This window comes from Paenibacillus sp. GM1FR (assembly GCF_002803315.1).
Lineage (GTDB): Bacteria > Bacillota > Bacilli > Paenibacillales > Paenibacillaceae > Paenibacillus > Paenibacillus amylolyticus.
The window spans coordinates 1-20905 of record NZ_MKZL01000016.1; the positions used below are offsets into that span (position 1 = coordinate 1).

A 20905-nucleotide genomic window follows, 5' to 3' on the forward strand; every position below is an offset into this window, starting at 1 on the left:
CGATATCCGCCACATCGCCTACACCGAAGAAGTCGCCAAAGATTTTGATATCTTCGATGCGTCCATCCTTGATGTTCATGCGCAGATCGATGATGCCTACAGGGAATTTGCGAGTGTGCTTCACATTGCTTTCTGGAGACAAGCCATAGTTCCAGTCCCAGTTGTTATAACGCTCAGCGGAAATTTCCTTGATTTTGTCCCAGTCCTTGTCAGTCAGCTTGTATTGCGGGACGTCTTGTGGCTCCATTCTGAAAATGTGACGTAACAGCTCATCGCGGAACTGCTCAATCGTCAGGTTGGTGTCAATCAGATCCCGTATGTTGGCGACCCGGCTGCGCACGGACTTGGTGCTCTTGGATTTGAATTTCTCTGGATTGACGTTCAGGGAAGCCTGAACATGCTCCAGGTTCAGATCAAACATCAATGTGCCATGACTGAACATGCGCCCACGTGTGGAAAACTGGGCGTTGCCCGAAATTTTCTTTTCGCCGACTTGCAGATCATTACGCCCGGTCAACTCGGCATTTACACCAAGCTCGTGCAAAGCTTCAACCACAGGCTGGGTGAACTTGCGGAAATTGTGGAAGGATTGACCGTCATCCGCTGTAATAAAGCTGAAATTCAGGTTGCCCAGATCGTGATATACCGCGCCGCCTCCCGAAAGACGACGAACCACCTGCACACCGTTATCCTGAACGTACTCGATATTAATTTCTTCAATCGTATTTTGATGTTTTCCGATGATAATCGACGGACGGTTAATGTAGAACAGCAGATAGCTGTCATCCTCCATCGGCAGATGTTTCAGAATGTACTCCTCAATGGCAAGGTTTACAGAAGGATCTGTAATGCCCTGGTTGTCTACAAACAGCATGGTCATTCCTCCATTAATGTATGTGAGGGATTGCTAGTCCCTTATGTAGTGAACCTTATATATCAAAAGGAACCGAAATTCCTCTTCTATTGTAAACGAATTATGGTTGGGACACAAAGAAAACAGGATTGACCCACACCTCCCGTGCCATCCATAATAAAAAGGACATACAGAAAGGATGACGGAAGAATGACCGGTTATATCGAAGTGTTCGGACATGGCGGGGACGTGGAGACGGCTGCGTCACGATTTGGGAGGGAAGCCGCTGATTTTCTGGATTTCAGTGCCAACATTAATCCACTCGGTCCGCCCGGAGGAGTGCTGGAGGCTATACAGCAAGGATTGCAGTCGGTGATTCGGTATCCCGATCCGGCGCATCGGGGATTCAAAGCACTGCTGAGCGAGCGTCTTGGTGTGATGCAGGAGCTGATTTCCGTGGGCAACGGCGCAGCCGAAAGCATGGCGCTCATTCTGCTGGGGCTTGCCCCGCGCAAGGTGGGTACGGTGGAACCGGGATTCTCGGAGTACCGTGCGTTGGCACGACAATTCGGTGCCGAGGTTGTGCATACGGAGGGAAGAGAAGAACTGGCGTGGCGAGCGGAACCCGAGGACATCGAGCAACTCATGGAAAAGGTAGACCTGCTCTTCCTCGGCCAGCCCAACAATCCAAACGGTGTACAATATCCACTTGAGGTATTACAAAGGCTTGCACGCAAAGCGGAAGAAACGGGAACCGTACTTGTCATTGACGAGGCCTTTATGGATTTTATTCCGGTAGACCGGCGTCAGTCCCTGGCAGCACAACTGAATGACTATCCTAATGTGATCATCATTCGCTCGATGACGAAGTTTTATGCCATTCCGGGTTTGCGTCTCGGATATGCTTTGGGCCGTGCCGAATACATTCAGGCGATGACAAAGAAACAGGTGACCTGGAGTGTCAACGGTCTGGCGCTCATGGCAGGTGAAGCCTGTCTGCGCAGTGGAGAACGGTACGAACAGGAGACCATATCACAGATCACGCGGGAACGGGGTCATCTCATCGAAGGACTGAAGGCGTACGGATGTGCGGTGACACGGGGAGAGGCGAATTTTATTTTGGCACGTATGCCGGCCCCATGGACAGCAACATCAATGCAGGAGGCGCTGGGCCGAAGAGGCATTCTGATTCGCAGCTGTGCCATGTATCCGGGGCTTGACAAAGGGCATGTACGTTTCGCGGTCAAGGATGCAGATGCCAATGCTACATTACTCGAAGTGCTGGGCAGCGTGCTGGAAACCAAGGGATATCCGAATGTTGATCAGACGAAAGATGAGCAACAGGGAGGGGAGCGGCAATGACACTCCCGTTTTATAACTACTTTACGAATAGAAAAACAGACGAGAATGAATATGCTTCCTCTTCCTGGCCGGGACTGAAGATATCCGCACATGAACGACATATCAAAGCTCAGAGCCCAAGGTCTGCCCAAGCGCTGTCGAGTGCGGTATATGGCGGCGGGATGCTTGAACTGGATCGCATATTTAACATCTATGTGGACAGGCGTTACCGCTGTGATGATCCGCCGCGTGATATCGAACAAGCGCTGAACGAATGGCAAGAGCCTCGTTATCAATGTGCCGGATTATTGACGGCCGTAAGGCTGGAGCATACCTCCATTCAGGAATATACAAGTGATGAATTTGGTCTCCTGTGCTGCACCACTGCGGGTGTATCAAATGCCGCACGAGCGGGGTCGGAGAGAACGGTATTTGATACGGCGGGAAATAAGACGATGTCTTCCAGCAGGGAGCGCTCTGCTCCTCCAGCACGGAATCTAACGATGCCATCCTATGTCCCGGGTACAATTAACATCATGCTCTGGTTGAATGGACGCATGACCAGCGGGGCGATGGTGAATGCAGTACAGACGGCGGTGGAAGCCAAAGCGGCCGCGCTGGCGGATGCGAATGTTCTGGATTCGGAGAACGGGTTGCCCGCCACCGGTACTACAACCGATGCCATTGTGATTGCAGTAGGTCAGGCAGTGGAAGTGGAGGAACCTCAGCCGATGATCACTTATGCCGGGACAGCGACTACGGCAGGGGCAGCGATTGGTAGATTGGTATACGACACGGTGACGGAAAGCCTTCGGGCCGGTTTGTATGGAAAGAGAGGGTCAGGCACAAATGTCTTTTGAGGTGGTGCATCTATGGACCTGGCCGTTCTGGACAGGCATGGCGGGAGCATGGATTATTATACTGGCGTACCTGTTGGACCGATGTATCGGAGATCCACGCTGGATTCCCCATCCGGTGATTGGCATGGGAAAAGGCATCTCGGCGTTGGAGCGAGTCATTCGCTCACGTGTGCGCACAGATTCGGGGCTGAAGAGAGCCGGGCTGTTGTTCCCGATGGTGATTGCGGGGGGTTCTTTTGCCATTACTTGGGGACTCATATATATGCTTGGGCGGATCCACCCTATCATTGCAGCGGCAGCTGAAGTGGTGCTCATTGCAACGACCATTGCTTCAAAAGGGCTGAAGGATGCAGGTATGGAAGTGTATCGTCATCTGAAGCAGCAGGATTGGCCGGCGGCCAGACGTTCACTGGGCATGATTGTTGGACGTGATACGGCGCATCTGGATGAACCCGAGGTTGTGCGGGGAACGGTAGAGACGGTTGCTGAAAATATCGTGGATGCCATTGTCTCGCCGTTATTCTATGCGCTCATTGGAGGCGCTCCGCTTGCCATGGCTTATCGCGCCGTCAACACGCTGGATTCCATGGTCGGATATAAAAATGACAAGTATCTGCATCTTGGCTGGGCCTCGGCCCGTCTGGATGATGTGGCGAACTGGATACCTGCCCGGCTGACCGCAATTCTGTTAATCGTGGGTGCCTGGGTCATGAAGCTGGACGCCAATGGAGCAGCACGCATGGTCGCACGGGATGCAAGATTACATCCAAGTCCGAATAGCGGTTTTCCCGAATCGGCAGTTGCTGGAGCACTGGGCATCCGGCTTGGCGGACATAACGTGTATCACGGCGTTGCTTCATTTCGTGCCTACATGGGTGAAGCCACACGGCCGATGGAAGCCGAGGATATTGTGCAAACGTCACGTCTGATGTTCTGGTCAGCAGGGGCTTTTGTGGTACTATGCGTGTTCATAACGCTGGGTGTGTGGCTGGCAGGAGGGACGCTGTTATGACCGTAAATGAAGAGAATGCAGGCAATGAAGTACATAGGGATCAACCCGGGCCGCTGAAACGAAACATTCTGTGGGTCCGTCATGGGACAACGCTGTGGAATGTGGAAAAAAGATACCTGGGGCATACCGACATCGGTCTGCTGCCAAATGCCAAAGAAGAACTGGCTCCGCTTCATGAACAATTGAGCGGTGTTTCGTGGCACGAGGTATATTGCAGTGATCTGCTTCGCTGTCGGCAGACGCTGGAACAGATTCTTCCCGATGCTATCGGACAGGTGAAGTTTGACTCGCGTCTGCGCGAGAATGATTTTGGAGAGTGGGAAGGGCTGACGTATGATCAGCTTAAGGATAACCCTGTGTACCGAAGCTGGATTGATGCGCCACAGGAGGTCACTCCGCCCGGAGGGGAATCGTGGCAGGAGTTTACCGGACGGTTGGATTCCTTTCTCCAAGAGATGTTGTTGGAGGGTCGTCCTTCAATGCACGTTGATGAGGGGCGCGAGTCAACCATAGTTGTGGTTACGCATGGTGGTGTCATCCGGTATGCCTTGTCCCGTCTGATAGCCGGGCTTGGGTTCTGGGATACACATGTCTTACCGGGACAGGTGATTCAGGTTCAGCTTGATCAACAGGGGAATCAGTGGTTTGGCAGCAGAGTGACTTTTCCGCCAATCGGGTTGTAAGGATGTACAATATACCCTATAATCACAACAGAAGTGTGACTTCAGCATGGATACAGATACGCTGCAGGTGTGAAGCCTGAACGAGTATGTAGCATGCAGAAATTACACGGCAATGGTTTACCATATCAGCGACCAAGGGTCCCGCGTGTGAAGGCTGTTTTCATGGCAAATTAGTACGAGTCATGAACACACAAGGGTGAAATGGGGAAGCCGGTGCAAATCCGGCACGGTCCCGCCACTGTAAAACAGGATGATTCCTGTAAGTCAGGTTACCTGCCCTGGACGTACAAACCGGTGTTCCTTCGAGGAAAGGACAGCGTTTCGGGCTATTCTATGCGCATGGACAACCCTTGGTTGAACATGTACAGATCGCCATATGCGAGACGTCATCCCTAATCTTTGTCTAAGGATTGGGGATTTTTTATTGTTCATGTAAGATGAACCGAGACCAATTTTACACGAGGTCACTCCGATTGCAGTACCATCTTCCGATCGCTGTTATCCCCAGATTTTTTGATTCCCTTTTTGAAATGAAAAATCCGGTGATAAAGGCGAACACTTCGTTTCTTCAGATTGGTTCTGCACTCTCCGTTAGCGTGTAAATGTTGCAGTTCAAACCTTACACAGGAACACCAAGGCATGGGGAGTAAGAGTTTGAGCACGATGCAAGAAAATAGTACAAATAGAGAAGGGGAGAATAACAGAATGAATTTCAAAAATTGGAAAAACGTAGCGTCCCTGCTAAGTGCAGCGGCACTCGCACTGGCTTTGGCCGGATGTGGCAATGCAACAACGAACGAGGGTACAGGTACTTCACAGCAACCGGCACAGGAGCAGTCCCAAGGCCAGGCGCAGGCGGACCTCAAAACACAATATCCACTTACCGTTACGGATGCAACGGGTGAATCGTTCACCTTTGAAAAGGCACCAGCCAAAATCGTATCCGTGTCTCCAGCTGAGACGGAATCCCTGTTTGCCCTTGGATTGGACGATCAAATCGTTGGTGTATCCGACTATGACGATTATCCGGAAGCGGCAACAACCAAAGCTAAAATGGGCGGTATCACCAAGCCCAATGAAGAGTCTATTATTGCCGCTGAAGCCGACATTGTCTTCACAGGTATTTCCATGAGCGAAGATGCAGTGAAGAAACTGCGTGAGTTGGGCATTACCATTTTCAAAACGGATCCTAAATCCATTGACGATGTAATGAACAATATCGAAACCTTCGGTAAAATCACCGATCATCAGGAAAAAGCACAAGAAATCATCACCCAGATGAAACAGGACGTGACGGATGTAACCGAAGCGGTGAAGGCAGTTAAACCGGAAGAGAAGAAAAAAGTATACGTTGAATTCTCCCCAGGCTGGACTGTGGGTAAAGGCGAATTCATGGATGAACTCATCACTGTAGCTGGCGGTACCAATATTGCTTCGGACAAAGAGGGCTGGTATGAAATTAATGAAGAAAACGTGATTGCCTCCAACCCGGATGTGATCTTGTACGCCAACGATGTGATTGACGAAAACTCTAAAACACTGGATCAGATCATCAAGGCGCGCAGCGGCTGGGATCAAATTACGGCTGTGAAAAATGACGCGGTTATTGGCCTGGATGCCAACCTGCTGAGCCGTCCGGGTCCACGGGTAACTCAAGGGTTGAAAGAAGTAGCCAAAGCGATCTACCCTGACTTGTTCCAATGAGTAAAAAGCTGATCCTGTTCGGAACGACGGGCATGGTGCTGCTGGTGCTCACCGTGCTCATCTGCACGGGCATTGGTTCAGTAGCGTTGCCGATCCGGGATATTGCAGGCATCCTGATTCACAAAATTCCATGGGTAGGCGATTGGATTACACCGGATTGGAATAAGGCAGCCGAACAGATTATCTGGAAAGTCAGATTCCCACGTGTACTGCTTGCCGTGCTCGTGGGCGCATCGTTGGCGATTGCCGGTACGGGATTCCAGGGGGTTCTTCGGAACCCACTGGCAGACCCGTTCACCTTGGGCGTGTCATCCGGTGCTTCGGTGGGTGCAGCCTTTCTGATTTTCTTCGGATTGCAGTATGCACTGATCGGAATCTGGACGTTGCCACTGGTGGCGTTTTTGACGGGTGTAATCACGTTATGGTTTGTCATGGCACTGGCTCGTGAAGGGCGTAAAATACCTACACACAGCCTCATTCTGGCTGGTGTGGTCATGCAAAGTTTCCTGGGCGCAGTTGTTTCCTTCCTGTCGACCATGTCGAAACAAACGATTAATGAAATTATATACTGGACGATGGGAAGTCTGGCTCTGCGTGGGTGGTCGTATACGGCCATCCTTTTCCCGTATTTTCTGTTAGGGCTGGTCTTTCTCTGGAGCCGCGCACGCTCGTTGAATGTGCTTGCACTGGGAGAACGTCAAGCCGCACATATCGGGATCGGAGTGGACAGACTCAAGCTGTCCGTGCTGGCAGTTGGCACACTGCTGACCGCAGGTGCTGTCTCGGTATCGGGTGTCATCGGATTCGTTGGATTGGTGATCCCGCATATGTTAAGACTGCTGGTGGGACCGGATTACCGACTGCTGGTACCTTTGTCTGCCATTGGTGGAGCGATCTTCATGGTGTGGGCAGATACCATCGCAAGGTCGTTGCTGGCGCCAACTGAAATTCCGCTCGGTGTTGTCACCGCCTTTGTTGGTGCGCCGTTCTTTGCTTACCTGCTGAACCGGAACAAAAAGTTGCAGAAGGGGATGATGCCATGAATTCCAGTACCAGTTCCAACTCGACTTCACTTATCTCGATTAAGGGAGCAGGGAAGTCATATGGCAATCATCAGGCACTGCACAATGTAGACTGGCATGTTGGCGAAGGTGACTGGTGGGGAGTTGTCGGACCAAACGGCAGTGGCAAGTCCACCCTGATCCAGCTTATTGCCGGAACGGAACAGTTAAACGAAGGTCAGATTCGTATCGATGGTCGAGACATCGGCTCTTACAGCCGTAAGGACCTGTCGCGCATGATCGCTGTATTGCAGCAGGATGGCTTACCAGCCATCTCCTATCCCGTGCGAGACGTGGTGGAGATGGGGCGATATCCATACCAGAACTGGCTGGGGCGGGAAGTGGGCGATGGGGCACTTGTAGTGGACAGGGTGCTTGAAGACCTGGGATTGACAGAGCTGGCGGACAGACCGCTGGATGCACTCAGCGGCGGGCAACGGCAGCGGGTCGCACTAGCCAAAGTTATGGCTCAGGAGCCGAGGTTACTGCTGCTGGACGAGCCGACCACGTTTCTGGATATTAAATATCAATTGCAATTCATGGAATTGTTATCGGCATGGCGACAGAGAAATAACATTACGATTGTGGCTGTGCTGCATGATCTGAATCTGGCCGCGTTATTTTGCGATCACATTCTGGCGCTGCGTGAGGGCATGGCGGTTGGAAAGGGTACACCTCATACGTTGATCAACGATGAGAATATCCAGGATATATTTCGCGTCAAACCCGCGATTGTCTCTCATCCCGACCATGCCATACCTCAACTGCTGCTGCGACGGGACATCGATTAAATGAAGCGGGGCAACCCATATTTTGATGAAGGAAGTGCTGGTTGTATGAATAATGAACAGGTGTTGGAGCATTTAACAAGTAAGATTACTGCTCCTGACCAGGAAGTGGCGGCAGAAACCTCTGCGCATGTGGATTCGTTGACGAAGCCGCCGGGGAGTCTGGGCAAATTGGAAGAGCTGGTGATCCGCTTGGCAGGTATGACGGGCAATGCAAGTCCACGTTTTGATCACAGAGCGGTCATTGTCATGGCCGCAGATCACGGCGTAGTGGAAGAGGGAATCAGTGCTTTTCCTGCTGAAGTGACCCCGCAGATGGTCCTGAATTTCCTCGCTGGAGGTGCGGCAGTGAATGTGCTTGCCCGTCACGCCGGAGCAGATGTGATCTGTGTGGATATTGGTGTGAATGCCGATCTTGAACATCCGGACCTGCTTTCCCGCAAAATTCGCAAAGGCACGGCCAACATGGCCCGGGGTGCAGCGATGACCCGGGATGAGGCAGTCAGCGCTATCCTTGCAGGAGCCGAAGTTGTATCGGCAGAGGTGGCGAAGGGAACACAGCTGTTTGTCACCGGGGAGATGGGAATTGGCAACACCACTGCAAGTGCTGCGGTAATGAGCGCGTTAACCGGAGTTGCACCAGCTGCCGCCGTGGGGCGAGGCACCGGCATTGATGATGCAGGCTTGCAGCGCAAGGCTGCTGTAGTCAGCCGGGCGCTTAGCGTAAACGCACCAAACCCGGAAGATGCACTGGATGTTCTGTGCAAGGTGGGTGGACTGGAGATTGCCGGACTCACAGGGGTTATTCTCGCAGCAGCTGCTCATCGTTGCCCTGTCGTTGTAGACGGGTTCATCTCTACCGCGGCAGCGCTGGTGGCGAGACAACTTGCACCTCTGAGCACAGCCTATATGATCGCTTCTCATACGTCACACGAAAATGGACATGGAGCGTTGCTGCGTGAACTGGACCTGAAAGCGATGCTGGATCTGGACATGCGTCTGGGTGAAGGCACAGGCGGCGTGCTCAGTCTTCATCTGATTGACGCAGCATGTCTCATTCTGAACGAAATGGCGACCTTTGCAAGCGCGGGTGTCTCGGACGGGGCAAGCCATGCTTCGGACTCCGCTGCGTCGGTGGATTCATCCCTGCAAGGAGAGAGTTCCCGATGAGCGTATTGGTGACAGGCGGCGCACGCAGTGGCAAAAGCTCCTTTGCCGAGCGACTCTGCATGCAGCGTTCCTCGGAGGCGTGGTATGTGGCGACAGCTCAGGCGTACGATGATGAAATGCGTGAGCGCATCGCCATGCATCAGCATCAGCGGGAGGCATCAGGGTATCTGTGGCATACAACAGAAGAGCCGATACATCTACCTGCTTTGATAAGCCGCATGGGTGAAGGGCATACAGGGACTTCTGCACCCACCATTCTGGTGGATTGCCTGACGCTGTGGCTGACAAATGTTTTATTAGCGCATGAGCATGACGAGAAGCAGGTGTTACAGGGACATTTGGACGCGTTGGTTGAAGCGATTCGAACCTATCCCGGTTTGCTTGTTTTGGTTACAAATGAAGTGGGAGATGGGATCGTACCGGAATATGCCCTTGGCAGGAAATATCGGGATTTGGCCGGTGTACTGAATCAGCGTATTGCGGCGATATGCGGTGAAGTGTTTCTGGTGACCGTAGGCATTGCGATTGAACTAAAAAGCAAGGAGTACCGCTTATGAAGGATGGCACGCCTGCTCCTCAGCGCAAACATGCGGCGGCAGCCGCTTTTCAATTTTTGTCCCGTTTCCCTGTCAAAATGCAAATCGATTTTGTCCCGCCGTTGCTGCGGGAAAGTGTTGTCTTTTATCCGCTGGTCGGTGCTGCAATCGGTCTGTGTGTCTGGCTCGCGGGAGCCTTAAGCGGTGCAGTGCTTCCGGCCTTTCCGGCTGCCGTCCTGACCTTGACGTTATGGGTATGGCTTACCGGAGGGCTCCATCTTGACGGATGGATGGATACTGCGGATGGCTTGCTCAGTTATCGTACCCGTGAACGGATGCTGGAGATTATGAAGGACAGCCGTGTCGGGGCAATGGGCGTGATCGCCTGCGTGTTGCTTCTGATGATGAAGGCTGCGCTGATCGCTGATTTTATTGCCCGGGGCCACTGGGTGTACGGTGCGTTGCTGATCCTGCCCATGATCTGGAGCCGCTGGTTCATGGTGTATGCGATGTCGGCCTGGCCGAATGCGCGCGAAGATGATGGACTTGCTGTATTGTTTAAAGGTCTCGGGGAGCGGAAGGAGGTCCAGCGTGCACGAAGTTCAGCTGTGGGCCTGACCTTGGTAGCAGGGGCACTTACGTTTGCCGCGGTGTGGCTTTTCAAGCCGGATATGGGGATTGCAGATGCGATGGTGAGTGGTCTGGGAACACTGCCATGGTGGCTATACCCGGTGGCGGCAGTTATTATACTGCCTGTGGCGTGTTATTATATCGGCCGATTCGTGGCTGCCCGGATCAGTGAACGGCTCGGTGGTTTAACCGGGGATACGTATGGTGCCATGAATGAGCTGCTGGAGGCGGCTTTGTTGACCGTGCTGAGCGTGCTTCAAGGACTGTTCTGGCTTTAACTTTGAAGTAAGAAGCAGTATGGAAAGTGTTACGCATGAGGTTGGGAGCAAGGTGATCTGGATATAACACGGAGACAGGGGGAGAGAGCGTGGAAGATAGGCCATCACAACCAGCGGCGGTACTGATGCTGCAAGGAACGGCTTCCGATGTAGGCAAAAGTGTCATCACAACGGCATTGTGCCGGATTTTTAAGCAGGATGGCTTCAAGCCTGCTCCGTTCAAGTCACAGAATATGGCACTGAATTCCTATGTGACGGAAGATGGCAAGGAGATTGGTCGGGCACAGGGGGCACAGGCCGAAGCCTGCGGTATTGAGGCGACAACCGATATGAACCCAATCCTGATTAAGCCCGTACGGGACATGCATTCGCAGATCGTGGTACATGGTGTACCTTTTGCCCAGATGAGTGCATCGGACTACCGTCAGCATTTCCTGCCTGAAGCAAAGCAGACGGTGATGGATGCGCTGAATCGGTTGCGGGATACCTATGATGTGGTGCTGATGGAAGGAGCGGGCAGTCCGGCCGAGATCAATCTGAAGGACCGGGATATCGTCAACATGAATCTGGCAGGCTGGGCCGATGCGCCGGTGATTCTGATCTCCGATATTGATCGGGGCGGAGTGTTTGCTTCCATTGTAGGTACGCTGGAGCTGCTGGAACCCCATGAGGTGGCGCGAGTCAAAGGGTTCATTATCAACAAGTTCCGCGGTGATCTGTCCCTGTTGCAACCAGGACTCGACTGGCTCGAAGAACGGACAGGCATTCCAGTATTAGGTGTTTTGCCTTACATAAGAGATATTCAGATTGAAGCAGAGGATTCAGTGGTGCTGGACTCCATGCGTCATGGGAAATCCGGCAAAACCGAGCTGGATCTGGCGGTGATCCGATATCCGCGAATTTCCAACTTTACAGACTTTGATGCACTTTCTCGTGAACCGGATGTGAATGTGCGTTACGTGACCTCGCCAGAGGAATTGGGCAGTCCGGATGCCATTCTTCTACCGGGTACGAAGGATACCATAGGTGACCTGGCATTTCTGCGTGAGTCTGGGCTGGAGCAGGCGATTGCCAGTCAGACCGAGCGTGAGCATGTTCAGCTTGTAGGAATATGTGGCGGATACCAGATGCTGGGACGTCATCTGAAGGACCCGTTCGCTGTGGAGGCGAATCAGATCCAGGAAGCAAAAGGACTTGGCTGGCTCCCGCTATCGACAACATTTCTTCAGGAAAAGCAGACCGTCAGAGCTTCCGGACGGGTGCAGCCTGATCACCCGCTTCGTCTGTATGGTGAGCAAGATGTAGCAGATGCTTCATTACCCATTAACGGATATGAGATTCATATGGGCGTTACGGAGTGCCACGAGCCTGAACGTGTAACCGCGTTGTTTGAAATCTCGCATCCAGGTGGTCAACCTTTCCAAGAAGGCTGGGGCTCAGTAGATGGCAGGGTGTGGGGAACCTACCTGCATGGTTTGTTTGAAAGTGATCAATTCCGACGTTCTTGGCTGAATGCCTTGCGTGCAGGAAAGGGACTGGCTCCACTTCAGGAGACATATAGTGCGCATGAGCGTAAGGAGATGGAGTTCGATCGGGTAGCTGAATCGTTGCGTTCGGCATTTGATATGAAGCGTGTGTACGAGATTATGGGTGTTCAGGCACCTGAGTGAAACAACAATACCCCCATGTCCGGCAAACCGTTCTCTAGAAACGGAATGTTAGCGACATGGGGGTATTGTATATCCTATGATTAAATGAGGTTTAAAACAGGTGATGATAGGTTAATGGTTAACCTGTTAGTTTATTTTGAAATTTTTCATAGCGGATTGCAGCTCTACAGCTTGTTCATGCAGGTGACGAACTGTATTCGAATGTGAATCCATCTCGCTGAGCTGAAGATCTGCTGTTGAAGCAATCTGTAACATGCTCTCACGGGATTTGGTTGTAATCTGTGCCGTTTCTTCAACGGATGCACTCACTTCTTCAGCACCAGCAGATACTTGTTGTGTAGAAGCCGAGACGGTCTGAATGGTCAGATTCACGTTCTGAATCAATTCATTCAGTTGCTGGAAGGCTGAGCCTGCTTGTTGAACAACAGTTGTGCCTGAACCAATCTCCTGGGTTACACGGTTCATGGCATCAACCGAGCGTTCAGCATCTTCACGAATGGTACCCAGATAATCCGAAATCTCTTCGGTGGCTGTCTTGGATTGCTCGGCAAGTTTGCGAACTTCTCCAGCAACAACAGCGAATCCGCGGCCATGCTCTCCGGCACGTGCTGCTTCAATGGAGGCATTGAGTGACAGCATGTTAATCTGTTTGGTGATTTCAAAAATGGAAGCAACAATGGTGCCGATGGCTACCGAACGTTCATTCATAGTTTCCACATAACGCAACGATTCGCTTGCTGTCTGGCCTACACGCTCCATCTGCTCAATGGCATTCTGAGCCAGTCGGTTACCGTTAACTGCCTCGTTGGCTGCTTCACCAATCTGGTCAGACACTTCAGCGGAAGAAGAAGCAATATGCATGATACCTTGCGTGATTTCTTCCATAGCTCTGGCGTTCTCGGATGCGCTTGACGCAATGCTGATGCTGCCTTTTTCTGCATCTTCTGCAGAGCGGCTGGAGTTTCGAACCATACCGGACATCGATTCAACCCGCTGAAGCAGGTCATTGGAGCCTGATACAACTTCATTGGATGTAGACAAGGCACGGCTAATCATTTCTTTCAGATTATGCGTCATCGTCTGGAAGCTTGCGGCAAGCTGGGCAATTTCATCTTTACCTTTGATCTCTAGTTCAGCGGTCAGATCACCCTGGGATATTTGTTTGCTATGTTGAACGAGCTTAATGATTGGTTTGGTAACTCTTTTGATCATACTAGTGGAGATAAGCCAGCCGAGTACAAACACTAATGCTGTAATCCCAAGACACAACCAGAAAATCTGGGTAATCTTGTCTTGAATAAACTGGGCATCCATGCTCACAGCCATAATCATGTTACTTCCTGCAATGGGGATAAAGGCAGCTTTATGTACACCAAAGGAATCGGAGTAGACCTCACTGATTACCATTTCTTTGTTCTCAATAGCTGCATTCATTGCGGGTTCTACACTAATCTCATCCTGGGCTTTCATGCCTGAGGAAGAGTTGGCAACAACAACTTTGGCTGTACCATCTTGAATAGCAACAACGTAAGCAGCATCCAGATTGTGTTCTTTTGCTTTATCTGCCAGATACGATTCCACGGTCATAGCAGCACCTTCAGACCCGGCCCCGCCACTCTGTACCTGCAGGATTTTGGATGCTGAAGTGTTCTTGTATATATCCTGAATGGACGTGTTTAGGACTTTGTCAAACTGCGGAAGCACGTAGCTTTGAATAATATTCATCGATACGGCATAAAAACTAATACTGAACAACAGGGAAGCAACCAGCAAGACGAGGAACAAGGTGCCTCTGATTTTACCGGCAACGGTGCGATTACGAAACATATGATCATCCTTTCACGTCAAGTTCATTAACATTGTCGCTTTTCCGTAATCCTAAGACCTATCTACCAATGAAGAAAGACCTAAATTGAACATTGAGAAAAGTTGGGAATAAGCGGATATACCTATATTACAAAATTAACCGGAGGTTGAATAGAACAATTTTCACGATTTGGTGTATTTTTTTCAGAAATAGATGAATCTGTTACATGCATATTACATAATATCAATTAATACCTACCAGAATAGTTTGTTATATGTTATATTGTAAAATGTCTTTGTCGGAAGTACAAAAGATAGAAGAGAAAACCGGATATTTTCTGGTTACACACATGCCTGAGGAGGATTTAAAGAAATGGATACTTTTCTAGTCATATTGAATGTAGTGGTTATGCTAGCCTTACTTGGCGTCCTCTACTGGATGCAGAAAAAGCATATCTCCTTTACGAAACGCGTATTTGCGGGTCTGGGACTGGGGGTTGTTTACGGGGTTATTCTTCAATTGGTGTACACATCAGGTTCTGATGTAGTTACGAAATCAGTCGATTGGTTCAATCTGGTCGGTTCAGGATATGTTCGTTTGTTGCAAATGGTCGTGATCCCATTGATCATGGTGTCGATCATCTCAGCCATTATGAATCTGAAGGGCAAGCAAAATCTCGGCAAGATGAGTGTTTCCATTATTGCCATTCTGTTGATCACCACAGCGATTGCCGCAGGGGTCAGCATTGTGACCAGTCTGGGCTTCAACCTGACTTCCATTGAGATTCAAGGAGGAGACCGGGAGAATGCGCAGATTCAGAAGGTGGAGGAACGGCTTGTTGATGTGAAGGATCAGACCATCCCGCAGCAAGTGCTGGAATTCATTCCTTCGAATCCATTTGCAGATATGACAGGAGAACGTCGTACATCCACACTGGCGGTGGTTATCTTCTCCGCGTTCATCGGTGTAGCCGTACTTGGACTGGATCGCAAAAAACCTCAGCAGGCGGAGACGTTCCGCGGTATGGTTAATGCGGTATATGCGGTGGTTATGCGAATTGTTACGCTGGTGCTGAGGCTTACGCCTTACGGGATTCTAGCACTGATTACAAAGGTAACGGCGACAACCAATGCGGAAGAGATATTAAAGCTCATCAAATTCGTCATTGCGTCCTACGTGGCCCTCATCGTGATGTTTATTATTCACCTGATCATTATCTCTCTGTCCGGCTTCAACCCGGTTACGTATTTGAAGAAGGTGCTGCCAACACTGGTATTTGCCTTTACGTCCCGTTCAAGTGCAGCGGCGATCCCGCTGAATGTGGAGACACAGACGAAGAAACTCGGCGTATCGGACGGCATTGCGAACCTGTCTGCAAGCTTTGGGGCTACGATTGGGCAAAACGGCTGCGCCGGGATCTATCCGGCCATGCTGGCGGTGATGATTGCTCCGACGGTCGGCATCGACCCGCTGAGCTGGGACTTCATTGTGACTTTGATCCTCGTAGTCATGATCAGTTCGTTTGGTGTGGCTGGCGTTGGCGGCGGGGCAACCTTCGCTTCCCTGATCGTATTGTCCACCATGAATCTGCCTGTGGCTCTGGTTGGACTGCTCATTTCCGTGGAGCCGCTGATCGACATGGGTCGTACAGCGCTTAACGTGAACGGGTCGATGACATCAGGACTCGTGACGAGCAGAATTTTGAAGGAAAACGATCGGGACACGTTTAACGATCAGAGCCGTGAGCTGGATTCTGCGGCTCAGGCTTAATACAGAATGGATTAGATAGAAGCTCACATTAAGATAACTAGAGCCGTCTACAAATCAAGTAAGAAAAGCCGTCCTTCGGAGGAATCCGGAGGGCGGTTTTTTTGCGGCAATCAAACTATGCTGTGCACAGTGGTGAAGGGGTCTTCTTTTTCTATACATGGTGCAAGGGGAATAGAGGTAGGAAAAACTAGTATGGTCGAGAGGGAAGCGGGAGGAATATAGAAGGGGTCGTAGTCACTCAGGCACGCTTGGAGTTATTTAGTTCTGTTCATGGGACGAGAAATGTGATAGAGTATTCATGTTTTGGCCCTGAGCCAAACCGCGGTTCGTAACCATCCCGCGTAATCAAAACTAGGAAGGCAGTGTATGTATTTATGTTTAACTTAGGGTGGGGAGCAGTTTTTGTTCTCGTAACTTATGGATTTTTCCTGCTGTGTTACCGCTTGTTCGGTAAAAAAGGTCTCTATGCCTGGATTGGTGTGGCTACGGTTATAGCCAACATTCAGGTGACCAAAACGATAGATATCATGGGAATTGTACTGACGTTAGGCAACACGATGTATGTCAGCATGTACCTGACCAGTGACCTTCTTAATGAGAAATATGGACCAGGTGAGGCACGCAAGGCCGTATGGTTTGGATTCTTCACGCTCATCATGACAACGGTTCTGATGCAGATGGTGTTGTACTTTGACCCTGCACCGACGGACTTTGCACAGGATTCGATGAAAACATTGTTTGGTCTGCTGCCACGTTTGGCACTCGGAAGTCTGACGGCATACTTCATAAGTCAGTTCCTGGATGTTCGATTGTACTCCTGGCTGCGCAAGGTGGCTCCAGGGCGCAATCAGTTGTGGATTCGCACCAACGGTAGTTCGATCATCAGTTCATTTGTGGATACACTGGTGTTCTGCACAATCGCGTTTGCGTTCATCTACCCTTGGGATGTTTGGCTGGAAATCTTCCTGACGACGTATATTATCAAATTTGTATTAACTGCGGTCGGAACGCCGTTTCTGTATGCTGCACGTAGCTTTAAGTTTAAGGATGAAGCTTAGACAATATTCAAAGAGTATCACTTAAAAAAACCTCTGCGCGGTCAATTGTAATTCGGACTCTGCAAGGTTTTTTTTCATAGAAAAGACCCGAAACAAGAAAAATCCTTTTTACATTTTTATGAAAAAGTTATAATATAAACGACCTGTCGTTATAAGCGTGTATCATTAGGAACGATGATTTTCATACAAAGGGGAATCGCACATGTACTCTACACTGCGTTATACACTGGAAAGCAATGGCACAACCTACGAGAATGATAACATTAATGCTTCGTTATTGGTGGAGTTGATCTCCAATCTGGAATTGCAGGAATTCGTAGTACTTGTACCTTCCGAGCTGGTGGAGGGAAGTATGTATATGCAGGCTGCTGCGCTTGAGGAACCGGGGCAAATGGTTGCGGAGATTCGTTTGCAGGAAGGCGAGGACGGTTTCCGACATTACAGCTGCAGAACAACAGATACGACTGGGATTATTCAATGGTTTCTGGATTACTGGGGGAAGCAACAGCTGCCACAGCTGGAGTCTTGGCAGGATATCACGCATGAGTTTGACTAATGGTAAATGAGTGAGTAGGAATAAAATTACGTAGAATGCAGACGGAGTAATTTAGGATATGCTTTGTATTAATTAAAATCCCGCAACCCATGATATTCATGGATTTGCGGGATTTTTGCGTTCGCGTGTGTACTTGCTACTTTTTCTGTATACAGGCCTGAGGCGTACGCGAAAGGAGTATATTATTATGAAGATACAGTTCAGCACAGTTTCGTGCAGTTTAGTTCGTGATGCACAATATCGGCTAAGCATTGATGTATATGGGCTGTTTTGACATAGATCCAATTGGATTAGTCGGTAAGGATTTGCAGTTCTTTTGGATATGTCGTCAGAACTTCGATACCCGTCTCGGTCACAATTACATCATCTTCGATACGGACGCCGCCTGCTGCGGTATAGATGCCCGGTTCAATCGTGAATACGGTACCTTCATTCAGGATGTCCATATTCTCTCCATGAAGAGAAGGATACTCATGTACGTCGATACCCAATCCATGGCCTACTCTATGCATAAAGCGCTCGCCGTATCCCGCTTCTTCCGTGACCTGGCGTGCTGCACGATCCACTTCGGCGCAGGTAATGCCTGGTTTCACGATTTGGATAGCAGCTTCGTTCGCTGCGAGCACAGTGTTATAGATGGTTTTGAGTTCAGGAGAGATGTCACCAAAGGCGAATGTACGTGTGATATCCGAGGCATACCCTCCAGCATACACACCCATGTCAAACATCAACAGGTCACCATGTTGCAGTTTCCGTTCACCCGGTGTACCGTGTGGCAGACCTGTTTTGGGTCCCGTGAGCACCATGGTATCAAAGGAAGGACCGTCGGCACCCAGCTTTTTCATCTGATACTCCATCTCGGCGACAAGTTCGATCTCGGTTACGCCTGTGCGAACATGAGAGAGTCCTTGACGCAATGTTTCTTCAATCAGATATATGGCGTGGCGAATGCGAGCTACCTCATCAGGTGTTTTTTTCACACGTAATGTGCGAAGCAGGGGGCCAACATCTTCAAAGCTGTCAGCACCGAGAGCGGCGGTCAGTTGTTCATAACGTGTGACCGTCACGTATTCTTTCTCGAGACCAACCCGGCCCAAGCGCCCCTGATAACGATCAAACAAAGCGTATGGATTATCCGTATCCGTGTGAGTAGCAATGTTGGATACCGAGGAAGCGGCTGCGGCAGCTTCAGCATCAAGCGCAGGTACAATCAACAGGGGCTCTTCGCCACGTGCGAGAACCAGACCGAGGAAACGTTCATGCGGATTGCTCGCAAATCCAGTTAAATAGTAGATATGTTTTGGATTTGTGATCAGCATGGCGTCCAATCCTTGCCCGGACAGATCGGCTTCAAGACGAGATAAAGGGTTTTGATTCATAAGTGTAGTTGTCCACCTTTCCATTCATACTATCCTTCTATTATAAAAGATTATGATGGAATTCCAAACTGCGGTGATTTCATATCCTCGGAATACCTTGAATTCTCGGTTTAAGCGGCTGGTATGAAGGGTAATACAGGGCGAAACCGCTTAACAGATGAATAATAACACCACAACAATAGAGAGCAATCCATTAATAATACGTTGAAGCTTGACTTATTTATTTTATACAGAAGAACGAAATACGAAGGGAGATGTAATCATGAATAATCGAGTAACCGTTCCGCTGTATGCTTCATTATTAAGTGTGGCACTGTTAACCGCGTCATGTTCTTCAGGTGACCCTCAACGGGAGGGGGAGGACAAACGTCTCAGGGGCAGGGAACAGGTCAGGGACAGACGGCCAACGGAGGCAATACCGGTGCAAGTGGAAATGAGAGTGGAGCGCAGGGAGAGACGGTTATTCCGTATCAGGCTTCCGTACTGGTTGAAGGACTGAATGCACCATGGGAGATTGTGAGTGTGCCTGATGGTCGGATGTTTGTAACGGAACGCCCTGGTGCGATTCGGGTCATTGAGGATGGAAAACTAGCCCCTGAACCACTGATTGAATTCTCAGCCCCGTTTAATGAAGAAGGTGAAGGAGGTCTGTTGGGTCTTGCAGCTGATCCGGACTTCGAGGATAACGGTTACTTGTATGCATATCACTCCTATCTGGAAGGCGACGACATTGCCAATCGAGTGTTACGTCTCAAGGTGAATGATGGTAAAGCGGTCATAGATCAAGAGTTGCTTGGTAACATTCCAGGCGGAACAAATCATAATGGTGGGCGGATCAAAATTGGCCCGGACAAGTTGCTCTATATCACGACAGGTGAGCGTTATGAACCGGAACTGTCACAGAACGAAGGTAGCCTTGGAGGTAAAATATTGCGGATAGGTCTCGACGGATCGATCCCGGCAGACAACCCATGGCCGAATTCACCTGTATACAGTATGGGACACCGCAACGCACAGGGACTGGCATGGAATCCGGACAACGGTTACCTCTATTCTACCGAACATGGTCAGCGGAATCATGATGAGATCAACCGGATTGTGGCCGGGGAGAATTATGGTTGGCCTGAGGTGGAGGGAGACGACGATGACAATGGCGCATATCAGGCTCCGCTTGCACATAGTGGGAATGATACATGGGCGCCGTCTGGTGTAGCTTTTGTAGAAGAAGGACCTTGGGGTGGATCACTGATTGTTGCAAATCTGCGTGGAGAGCAGCTGCTGAAGGTTACTCTTTCGGAAGATGGTACACAGGTGAAGAAGGTGGAACCCATCTTCGAAGATGAATGGGGCCGGATTCGCAATGTGAGTGCTGGTGAGGACGGGAAGTTGTATGTGCTTACGAACAATCGTGATGGACGGGGATCACCACGAGATGGGGATGACAAGCTGATTGTACTTACTCCGGAGAGTTGAGTCGGGGTCAGGGGAGAGAAAATCAGTGTTGTAGGACAACGTCGAACCGAACTGGTCTCCCCGTAAGGTAGTGGATGGAGTAAGTTTAAAACAAACGGTTGCCGCTTATCTTGAGCCAAAGCCCTGAGATGCCCTGAATCTGAATCGCTCTAAATAAAATTTTTCTAACGAACCTGACGCACCTTAAATAGAGGTTTAGTGAAGATCGTAGAATTTAACGAACCTCAGCCACGCTATAATGCCAAAATTCACTCGAAACCTGCGGAAAAACCAATG

At 50.2% G+C, this 20905-nt stretch carries 19 protein-coding genes and 1 riboswitch; of the genes, 16 read left to right on the plus strand and 3 right to left on the minus strand.

The genetic code is table 11. The annotated features are described in order from the left end of the window. Window positions 1–874 (minus strand): lipoate--protein ligase (gene lplA / locus PAEAM_RS13605; RefSeq protein ID WP_100527903.1); only part of this gene is annotated, 874 nt, incomplete at its 3' end. Between the two features lie 189 nt (window positions 875–1063). Here lplA and cobD point away from each other — a divergent pair. The 11 genes from cobD (at window position 1064) to PAEAM_RS13660 (ending at window position 12586) form a co-directional block, all read left to right on the plus strand. Then, complete coding sequence (gene cobD, locus PAEAM_RS13610) at window positions 1064–2215, plus strand: threonine-phosphate decarboxylase CobD (protein ID WP_100527904.1); 1152 nt, start codon at window positions 1064–1066, stop codon at window positions 2213–2215. After that, on the plus strand, window positions 2212–3054 hold the full coding sequence (locus PAEAM_RS13615; RefSeq protein WP_100527905.1) for an adenosylcobinamide amidohydrolase: 843 nt from the start codon (window positions 2212–2214) through the stop codon (window positions 3052–3054). Before cobD ends, PAEAM_RS13615 begins: the two co-directional genes overlap by 4 nt. 37 nt (window positions 3055–3091) lie before the next feature. Continuing rightward, window positions 3092–4066 (plus strand): adenosylcobinamide-phosphate synthase CbiB, encoded by a 975-nt coding sequence (gene cbiB, locus PAEAM_RS13620; protein WP_100527969.1) that lies wholly within the window; start codon window positions 3092–3094, stop codon window positions 4064–4066. Next, window positions 4063–4749, plus strand: coding sequence for a histidine phosphatase family protein (locus PAEAM_RS13625; RefSeq protein ID WP_100527906.1), 687 nt, complete (start codon window positions 4063–4065; stop codon window positions 4747–4749). The genes cbiB and PAEAM_RS13625 overlap by 4 nt, the downstream gene beginning before the upstream one ends. 146 nt (window positions 4750–4895) lie before the next feature. Beyond that, a riboswitch (cobalamin riboswitch) is annotated at window positions 4896–5044 on the plus strand. A 410-nt stretch (window positions 5045–5454) separates the two neighbouring features. Continuing rightward, window positions 5455–6453 (plus strand): ABC transporter substrate-binding protein, encoded by a 999-nt coding sequence (locus PAEAM_RS13630; RefSeq protein ID WP_100527907.1) that lies wholly within the window; start codon window positions 5455–5457, stop codon window positions 6451–6453. Further along, window positions 6450–7496, plus strand: coding sequence for a FecCD family ABC transporter permease (locus PAEAM_RS13635; protein ID WP_036610733.1), 1047 nt, complete (start codon window positions 6450–6452; stop codon window positions 7494–7496). Before PAEAM_RS13630 ends, PAEAM_RS13635 begins: the two co-directional genes overlap by 4 nt. Then, window positions 7493–8305 carry an ABC transporter ATP-binding protein gene (locus PAEAM_RS13640; protein WP_036610732.1) on the plus strand — a complete coding sequence of 271 codons (813 nt, stop codon included), beginning with the start codon at window positions 7493–7495 and terminating at the stop codon, window positions 8303–8305. The genes PAEAM_RS13635 and PAEAM_RS13640 overlap by 4 nt, the downstream gene beginning before the upstream one ends. Before the next feature lie 45 nt (window positions 8306–8350). Further along, window positions 8351–9472: a nicotinate-nucleotide--dimethylbenzimidazole phosphoribosyltransferase gene (gene cobT / locus PAEAM_RS13645; RefSeq protein WP_100527908.1), complete on the plus strand. Its 1122-nt coding sequence runs from the start codon at window positions 8351–8353 to the stop codon at window positions 9470–9472. Beyond that, window positions 9469–10029 carry a bifunctional adenosylcobinamide kinase/adenosylcobinamide-phosphate guanylyltransferase gene (gene cobU, locus PAEAM_RS13650; RefSeq protein WP_036610730.1) on the plus strand — a complete coding sequence of 187 codons (561 nt, stop codon included), beginning with the start codon at window positions 9469–9471 and terminating at the stop codon, window positions 10027–10029. Before cobT ends, cobU begins: the two co-directional genes overlap by 4 nt. Further along, a complete protein-coding gene (gene cobS / locus PAEAM_RS13655; protein ID WP_036610726.1) occupies window positions 10026–10916 on the plus strand; it encodes an adenosylcobinamide-GDP ribazoletransferase in 891 nt (296 codons plus the stop codon). Before cobU ends, cobS begins: the two co-directional genes overlap by 4 nt. A gap of 125 nt (window positions 10917–11041) precedes the next feature. After that, window positions 11042–12586 carry a cobyric acid synthase gene (locus tag PAEAM_RS13660; RefSeq protein WP_100527970.1) on the plus strand — a complete coding sequence of 515 codons (1545 nt, stop codon included), beginning with the start codon at window positions 11042–11044 and terminating at the stop codon, window positions 12584–12586. A 126-nt stretch (window positions 12587–12712) separates the two neighbouring features. Here the strand turns inward: PAEAM_RS13660 and PAEAM_RS13665 are convergent, their stop codons facing one another. Further along, window positions 12713–14413 carry a methyl-accepting chemotaxis protein gene (locus PAEAM_RS13665; RefSeq protein WP_100527909.1) on the minus strand — a complete coding sequence of 567 codons (1701 nt, stop codon included), beginning with the start codon at window positions 14411–14413 and terminating at the stop codon, window positions 12713–12715. A gap of 352 nt (window positions 14414–14765) precedes the next feature. On the opposite strand from PAEAM_RS13665, the gene PAEAM_RS13670 reads away from it, so the two are divergent. From PAEAM_RS13670 to PAEAM_RS13680, 3 genes are all read left to right on the plus strand, one after another. Next, window positions 14766–16163, plus strand: coding sequence for an L-cystine transporter (locus tag PAEAM_RS13670; protein WP_100527910.1), 1398 nt, complete (start codon window positions 14766–14768; stop codon window positions 16161–16163). Between the two features lie 374 nt (window positions 16164–16537). Continuing rightward, window positions 16538–17221 carry a queuosine precursor transporter gene (locus tag PAEAM_RS13675; protein WP_100527911.1) on the plus strand — a complete coding sequence of 228 codons (684 nt, stop codon included), beginning with the start codon at window positions 16538–16540 and terminating at the stop codon, window positions 17219–17221. A 202-nt stretch (window positions 17222–17423) separates the two neighbouring features. Beyond that, complete coding sequence (locus tag PAEAM_RS13680; RefSeq protein WP_100527912.1) at window positions 17424–17777, plus strand: hypothetical protein; 354 nt, start codon at window positions 17424–17426, stop codon at window positions 17775–17777. Window positions 17778–18067: 290 nt separating this feature from the next. Here the strand turns inward: PAEAM_RS13680 and PAEAM_RS13685 are convergent, their stop codons facing one another. Continuing rightward, entirely contained in the window at window positions 18068–19156 is a 1089-nt protein-coding gene (locus tag PAEAM_RS13685; RefSeq protein ID WP_100527913.1) for a M24 family metallopeptidase, read from the minus strand. A gap of 262 nt (window positions 19157–19418) precedes the next feature. Between PAEAM_RS13685 and PAEAM_RS13690 the strand changes: the two genes are divergently transcribed. Together PAEAM_RS13690 and PAEAM_RS13695 are read left to right on the plus strand one after the other, a co-directional pair. Continuing rightward, complete coding sequence (locus PAEAM_RS13690; RefSeq protein ID WP_100527914.1) at window positions 19419–19655, plus strand: hypothetical protein; 237 nt, start codon at window positions 19419–19421, stop codon at window positions 19653–19655. Between the two features lie 17 nt (window positions 19656–19672). Beyond that, entirely contained in the window at window positions 19673–20629 is a 957-nt protein-coding gene (locus PAEAM_RS13695; protein ID WP_243391352.1) for a PQQ-dependent sugar dehydrogenase, read from the plus strand. The last annotated feature ends 276 nt before the right edge of the window (window positions 20630–20905 follow it).

Excerpts from the sequence above, each read along its gene's own strand:
- cobD (WP_100527904.1), top strand. The coding sequence starts at position 1,064 with ATGACCGGTTATATCGAAGTGTTCGGACATGGCGGGGACGTGGAGACG.
- PAEAM_RS13615 (WP_100527905.1), top strand. The coding sequence starts at position 2,212 with ATGACACTCCCGTTTTATAACTACTTTACGAATAGAAAAACAGACGAG.
- cbiB (WP_100527969.1), top strand. The coding sequence starts at position 3,092 with ATGGCGGGAGCATGGATTATTATACTGGCGTACCTGTTGGACCGATGT.
- PAEAM_RS13625 (WP_100527906.1), top strand. The coding sequence starts at position 4,063 with ATGACCGTAAATGAAGAGAATGCAGGCAATGAAGTACATAGGGATCAA.
- PAEAM_RS13630 (WP_100527907.1), top strand. The coding sequence starts at position 5,455 with ATGAATTTCAAAAATTGGAAAAACGTAGCGTCCCTGCTAAGTGCAGCG.
- PAEAM_RS13635 (WP_036610733.1), top strand. The coding sequence starts at position 6,450 with ATGAGTAAAAAGCTGATCCTGTTCGGAACGACGGGCATGGTGCTGCTG.
- PAEAM_RS13640 (WP_036610732.1), top strand. The coding sequence starts at position 7,493 with ATGAATTCCAGTACCAGTTCCAACTCGACTTCACTTATCTCGATTAAG.
- cobT (WP_100527908.1), top strand. The coding sequence starts at position 8,351 with ATGAATAATGAACAGGTGTTGGAGCATTTAACAAGTAAGATTACTGCT.
- cobU (WP_036610730.1), top strand. The coding sequence starts at position 9,469 with ATGAGCGTATTGGTGACAGGCGGCGCACGCAGTGGCAAAAGCTCCTTT.
- cobS (WP_036610726.1), top strand. The coding sequence starts at position 10,026 with ATGAAGGATGGCACGCCTGCTCCTCAGCGCAAACATGCGGCGGCAGCC.
- PAEAM_RS13660 (WP_100527970.1), top strand. The coding sequence starts at position 11,042 with ATGCTGCAAGGAACGGCTTCCGATGTAGGCAAAAGTGTCATCACAACG.
- PAEAM_RS13665 (WP_100527909.1), bottom strand. The coding sequence starts at position 14,413 with ATGTTTCGTAATCGCACCGTTGCCGGTAAAATCAGAGGCACCTTGTTC.
- PAEAM_RS13670 (WP_100527910.1), top strand. The coding sequence starts at position 14,766 with ATGGATACTTTTCTAGTCATATTGAATGTAGTGGTTATGCTAGCCTTA.
- PAEAM_RS13675 (WP_100527911.1), top strand. The coding sequence starts at position 16,538 with ATGTTTAACTTAGGGTGGGGAGCAGTTTTTGTTCTCGTAACTTATGGA.
- PAEAM_RS13680 (WP_100527912.1), top strand. The coding sequence starts at position 17,424 with ATGTACTCTACACTGCGTTATACACTGGAAAGCAATGGCACAACCTAC.
- PAEAM_RS13685 (WP_100527913.1), bottom strand. The coding sequence starts at position 19,156 with ATGAATCAAAACCCTTTATCTCGTCTTGAAGCCGATCTGTCCGGGCAA.
- PAEAM_RS13690 (WP_100527914.1), top strand. The coding sequence starts at position 19,419 with ATGAATAATCGAGTAACCGTTCCGCTGTATGCTTCATTATTAAGTGTG.